General features: G+C 59.0%; 4 protein-coding genes. 3 read left to right on the top strand and 1 reads right to left on the bottom strand.

Features of this window, described 5'->3' with window-relative positions:
• On the top strand, window positions 1-2,106 hold a 2,106-nt coding region (locus tag Q1K31_RS14080), incomplete at its 5' end, for an error-prone DNA polymerase (RefSeq protein ID WP_300380850.1).
• Window positions 2,107-2,570: 464 nt separating this feature from the next.
• Here the strand turns inward: Q1K31_RS14080 and Q1K31_RS14075 are convergent.
• On the bottom strand, window positions 2,571-3,008 hold the full coding sequence (locus tag Q1K31_RS14075; protein WP_300380847.1) for a peptidylprolyl isomerase: 438 nt from the start codon (window positions 3,006-3,008) through the stop codon (window positions 2,571-2,573).
• Window positions 3,009-3,267: 259 nt separating this feature from the next.
• Here Q1K31_RS14075 and Q1K31_RS14070 point away from each other — a divergent pair, with 259 nt between their 5' ends.
• Complete coding sequence (locus Q1K31_RS14070) at window positions 3,268-4,557, top strand: 3-hydroxyacyl-CoA dehydrogenase (RefSeq protein WP_300380845.1); 1,290 nt, start codon at window positions 3,268-3,270, stop codon at window positions 4,555-4,557.
• Complete coding sequence (locus Q1K31_RS14065; RefSeq protein ID WP_300380842.1) at window positions 4,557-6,170, top strand: GMC family oxidoreductase; 1,614 nt, start codon at window positions 4,557-4,559, stop codon at window positions 6,168-6,170. Before Q1K31_RS14070 ends, Q1K31_RS14065 begins: the two co-directional genes overlap by 1 nt.
• The last annotated feature ends 36 nt before the right edge of the window (window positions 6,171-6,206 follow it).

Genomic DNA, 6,206 nt, shown 5'->3' with positions numbered 1-6,206 from the left:
CATGAACGCCGCGAGGAAGTCATCCAGTATGTCTATCGCCGCTACGGCCGCCACAGGGCGGCGCTGACAGCAACTGTTATATGCTACCGCCCGCGCTCGGCGGTACGGGAGGTCTGCAAAGCAATCGGCCTGTCGGAGGATATCGCTTCGGCGCTGGCCGGAACGATCTGGGGCAGCTGGGGCACGGATATCGATACAAAACAGATCCGTCAGGCCGGGCTCGACCCAGACAATCTGACGATCCGGCGCGCCATCATCCTGACGCGTCAGCTGATCGGGTTTCCACGGCATCTCTCCCAGCATGTCGGCGGCTTCGTGCTGACGCGTACCCCGCTGGTCGAGACCGTGCCGATCGGCAATGCAGCGATGGAGGAACGCACCTTCATCGAATGGGACAAGGACGACATCGATGCGCTCGGCCTGATGAAGGTCGATGTCCTCGCCCTCGGCATGCTGACCTGTATCCGCAAGGCATTCAATCTCCTGAAGCTGCACAAGAGGATCGCGCATACGCTCGCCAGTATCCCGCCAGATGACAGTGCGACCTATGACATGCTGTGCGAGGGGGACTCGCTTGGGGTTTTCCAGGTGGAGAGCCGGGCGCAGATGAACATGCTGCCGCGGCTGCGACCGCGGACCTTCTATGATCTCGTCATCGAAGTGGCGATTGTCCGGCCCGGACCGATCCAGGGGGACATGGTTCATCCCTATCTGCGCCGGCGCAAGGGGCTTGAGAAAGTGAGCTATCCCAGTCCTGCCCCGGAAGAAGGGCCGCCTGACGAGCTGGAGCGTATTCTTTCGCGCACGCTCGGCGTCCCGCTTTTCCAGGAGCAGGCGATGCAGATCTCGATCGATGCGGCGCATTTCTCGCCCGACGAAGCCAATGGCCTGCGCCGCGCCATGGCGACATTCCGCAAGGTCGGCACGATCCAGAATTATGAAGAGATGATGGTCTCGCGCATGGCTGCGCGCGGGTATGAGCGCGCCTTTGCCCAGCGCTGTTTCGACCAGGTGAAGGGGTTCGGCGAATATGGCTTTCCGGAAAGCCATGCTGCGTCATTTGCACTACTGGTCTATGTCTCCTCCTGGCTGAAGTGCCACCATCCGGATGTCTTTTGCGCCGCGCTTCTGAACAGCCAGCCCATGGGCTTCTATGCACCGGCCCAGATCGTGCGCGATGCGCGTGAGCATGGTGTCGAGGTGCGCGCCGTGGATGTGAACCTGTCGGACTGGGACAATATTCTTGAGCCCGCTGAAGGCGGAAACTACGCGGTCCGCCTCGGCTTCCGGCAGGTCGACGGCCTGCGTGAGGACGAAATGGAAGCGCTTATGGCGGCCCGCGGAGCAGGCTTTGAGCGGCCGGAAGATATTCGCCCCCGTGCGGGTATCAGCCGCAGGGCCATTGAATTGTTGGCCGCTGCCGATGCTTTCCAGTCCATGGAACTGGACCGGCGCAGCGCTCTCTGGACTGTGCGAGGTGAGGCACCTGGCCAAGCCCTCCCGCTCTTTGCCGCGGCCAATACAGCCGAGCAAGGCCAGGAAGATGCCACCCGGCTGCCCCATATGCCAATGTCTGAGCATGTCCTGCAGGACTACCAGACGACACGCCTCTCGCTGAAAGATCACCCCATGAGCTTCCTGCGGGAACGCTATAAAGGCTTTGGTCTGATGACCACGCAGGAGGCGGTCGCCCAGCGAAACGGGGCCCGTGTACGAACAGCCGGCGTTGTGCTGGTGCGTCAGCGGCCCGGCTCAGCCAACGGGGTCTACTTCGTTACACTAGAAGATGAAACAGGCATCGCGAATACCGTCATCTGGCCGCGGACCGGCGAGCTATACCGGGCCGCGCTTATGAGTGCGCGGATCATGTTGATCAATGGCCGCGTCCAGAGGGCTGACAATGTCACCCATATCGTGGCGGCCCAGCTGATCGACCTGACCAGTGACCTGAACCTGCTAACGGAAGACGCCCAGAACGACCCGCTCAGGCATACAGTGGCCAGAGCGGATGAGGTTCGCCGGCCTATACCCGAGTGGAAAAGCCAGCCCGGTGGGCGCCATCCCCGCAGTGCTCGGATAATTCCTGCGAGCCGGGATTTTCATTGAACGTCTGATTGCATAATGCATTTTTTGGGAAAGCAGATCAGCAGCTATATATCTGGCTCTCACGGGATGATCCGCTATTCTGTGAATTTGCTTTTGCGGTTATCTTCCCTTTGCGACGTTCCCTCAATTCAAACGTGGGACCGACCGGGTCTCCGGCCAATGAAGACAAGCAGAACATATCAGCAATCCAATTCACGCTGTTGCTCTGCTTCAAAGAGCAAAGAGACCAAAGAACGATGCAATGCGGTCAGGCGAAGAACCACAATGCCGACCTCGTAGAATATCGTCACATGCAGCCAGCCAGAAAGGTGGCTTGCCGTCGGAAGACGGAGACGAGTTTGTATTTGTCTCTCAACACCGCCACGCAGCCCAGCGCTTTGGAATTCGCTTCTTATAACAGAGAATCAGTCAACGCTGGTGCCATGCCTGCGGATCTCGACGCAGACATGGCCGTTGTAGCGGCCTCAGGCAGCAGGCTTGATGTCGACGAGCTTCAGCCCGAAATGCAGATCCTCGCCCGCCAGGGGGTGATTGCCATCGGCCGTGATCGTCTCTTCATTTACTGAAACGATCGTGAGGTTTACTGTAGAGCCGTCCTGCTGCTGGGCGGCCAGCGTCATGCCGGGTTCGGGAGTGTTGTCATCCGGCAGCTGCGCGCGTGGAATGTCGATGATCATCTCTTCACGGCGCGGGCCAAAGGCATTGTCAGAGCTTACCGTGACCGAGCGTTCGCCGCCGACTTCCATACCGTCAAGAGCGGTTTCGACCTCCGGGAATATCTCGGCACTGCCAATGGTAACCGATACTGGCGCGTCTTCTTCGGTTTTTCCGACGACCCGGCCATCGGCTGTTTGAACGGTGTAATCTATAAGGACGGTATCGCCCGTTTTTGCGGCTTGCATGATGAAATCCTATCGAAGGTGAATAAGGTCAGGCGCGTCAGGGACGACGCCACAGGCGCTTTATACTTCGCGCCCATGACCCGCACTCGTCGCAATCCGTGCGCTGGCTGTCAAATTCACGTCTGCGCCCGGTATTTTCAGGCGAAACTTGCTGGGCGAAGTTGGCAATTCCAAGGTCGCAGGCATTGCCTATGCGGCCACAGGGTGCTCCTCTCTGCTATCTATATTCTGAAACACGCCAAGGGAGAGAAAGCCAATCATGCCCGCTATCTCGATGACGACTGACGAAATATCCGACTATATCGCCCAGGCCGGACGGGATGCCTGGAAGGTGCCCGACGTTCCGGAGCACACCCAGCGCCGCAGCATCGGGAAAGTCGGCATCATAGGCGCAGGCACGATGGGCGGTGGCATTTCCATGAACTTCGCCACAGCCGGTATCCCGGTCGTGATCCTCGAGCAGAAGCAGGAAGCCCTTGATCGCGGGCTTTCCGTCGTGCGCGGCCATTATCAGCGCAGCGCCGACAAGGGCCGGTTTCCCCAGGACGAGGTCGAAGCACGTATGGCCCGGCTGACAGGCACGCTGGACATGGAAGATTTCGCAGATTGCGACCTGATCATCGAAGCGGTGTTCGAAGACATGGAGCTGAAGAAGAAAATCTTCGCCGACCTGGACCGCATCATGAAACCGGGCGCCATTCTTGCGACCAACACCTCAGCCCTCGACATCAATGAGATCGCAAGCGTCACCAAGCGCCCGGAAGATGTCATCGGACTACACTTCTTTTCGCCTGCGAATGTGATGAAGCTACTCGAAATCGTCCGCGCAAATCATACGGCCGACGATGTGATTGCAACCTGCATGGACCTGGCGAAAACAATCAACAAGATCGCCGTACTCGTTGGTGTCTGCCCCGGCTTTGTCGGCAACCGCATACTGTTCGCGCGTCAGGCGCAGGCCCAGAAACTCCTGTATCGCGGAGTCATGCCGTGGGATGTGGATGCTGCCCTTAACGCATTTGGCTTCCGGATGGGGCCATACCAGATGTCCGATCTGGCCGGCCTAGATATCGGCTGGAAAAAAGGCGCTAAGACAAACAACCCGATCCGAGATGCCCTCTGCGAGCTTGACCGGCGGGGCCAGAAAACGGGCGCAGGATATTACGACTATGACGAGAGCCGCCAGCCTGTTCCCTCAGATATAACCGCGAAGATCATCAAGGACGTTACCGGCGTCGAGGCCGGAAACGCACCGGACCGGGACGAGATAATCGCAACCTGCATTCACCCGATGATCAATGAGGGTCTTAAAATCCTCGAGGAAGAAAAGGCCCAACGTGCCTCGGACATCGATATTGTCTGGCTCAACGGCTATGGCTGGCCAGCCGACAAGGGCGGCCCGATGCTCTATGGTGACATGGTCGGTGCGGAGACCGTTCTTGCGACGATGGAACGGCTTGGCGCGGATGATGAACGTTTTGCCCCATGTGAGACGTTGAAGCGTCTCGCCAAGGAGGGTGGCCGGTTCACAGACGTACAGCCAGGCTGATGAAGGCGTCTACCCAACGCCTGGCCGGGGAGTATGACTACATTGTCGTTGGTGCCGGGTCGGCAGGCTGCGTCGTAGCAAACCGCCTGTCGGCCGACCCGGCCAAACGGGTCCTGCTGCTTGAGGCGGGCGGACAGGACAACTGGGTCTGGTTCCACATCCCCGTGGGGTACCTTTTCGCCATAGGTAACCCGCGCGCAGACTGGATGTTCAAGACGACCCCGCAACCCGGCCTCAATGGCCGTGCGCTCGACTATCCGCGCGGCAAGGTTATCGGAGGGTCGTCTGCGATCAACGCCATGATCACGATGCGCGGACAGGCAGCAGACTATGAAGCCTGGCGCGACAGCGGCCTGCCCGGCTGGGGCTGGGAAGATGTCTTGCCCTTTTTTCGCGACATAGAGGACCATTATCTCGGTGAGAGTGAGATGCATGGTTCTGGCGGTGAATGGCGGGTCGAACCGCCGCGTGTCCGCTGGAAAATCCTCGATGCAGTCCGCGATGCGGCAGAAGAGATGGGCATTCCGAAGATCCCTGATTTCAATACAGGCGATAATGAGGGATCAGGATATTTCCATGTTAACCAGAAAGCCGGCCGTCGCTGGTCTTCGGCACGCGGCTTTCTCAAGCCCGCGCTGAATCGCGAGAACCTGAGGCTGGAAACTGGCGCCCTCACGGAAACACTGACACTTGAGAACGGTCATGTCACGGGCGTCAGCTTCAGTAAAAACGGACAAAGCTTCACCGCGAAAGCCAATGCAGAAGTCATTCTCTGTGCTGGCGCGGTCGGAAGTCCGCAAATCCTGCAGCGGTCCGGTATCGGACCGGGGGCCGTTTTGGCTGAGGCGGGTGTCGAGACCATAGTGGACCTGCCGGGCGTCGGCGCCAACCTTCAGGATCACCTCCAGCAACGGGCGATCTACAAGGTCTCTGGAACCCGGACACTCAATCAGAGCTATTATGCACTTTTTGGCAAAGCCAGTATGGGGCTGGATTATATCTTCCGCCGCCGCGGCCCGTTGACCATGGCACCGTCACAGCTTGGAATATTCACACGCTCCGATCCAGACCGGGAGAGAGCGAATATCCAGTTTCACGTCCAACCTCTCTCGCTCGACAAGTTTGGCGACCCGCTTCACCGCTTCCCTGCGATCACTGTTGCAGCGTGTAACCTCTCTCCAACATCGCGCGGAAATATACATATTTCCTCGCGTGAGCCGGAAGCTGCCCCTATTATCAATCCGAATTATCTGGACACCGAGGAAGACCGCCGTGTCGCGGCGGACGCAATCCGTGTCACGAGACGGTTGATGGAGCAGACAGCGCTCAAGCGGTTTGGCCCTGAAGAGTTCGTTCCCGGCCAGGCGGCGAATGGCAAAGACCTTTCAGAAGTCGCCGGAGACATAGGCACCACGATCTTCCATCCGGTGGGAACAGCGAAAATGGGAACTGATAGCGACCCGATGGCGGTCGTCGACGCCACGCTTCGCGTCCATGGGATCGGAGGCCTTCGGGTGATCGATGCATCCGTCATGCCTAGCATTCCCTCAGGCAACACGAACACGCCCACCATCATGATTGCAGCCAAGGGAGCGGCCATGATTGGGCAATAGGCGCGTCGCGCCGCTTGCTTGCTGGCGCAGCAGCCG

The organism is Henriciella sp. (assembly GCF_029936995.1).
Lineage (GTDB): Bacteria > Pseudomonadota > Alphaproteobacteria > Caulobacterales > Hyphomonadaceae > Henriciella.
The sequence above is the reverse complement of the archived record's forward strand: the minus strand, read 5'-3'. Positions and strand labels throughout refer to the sequence as shown.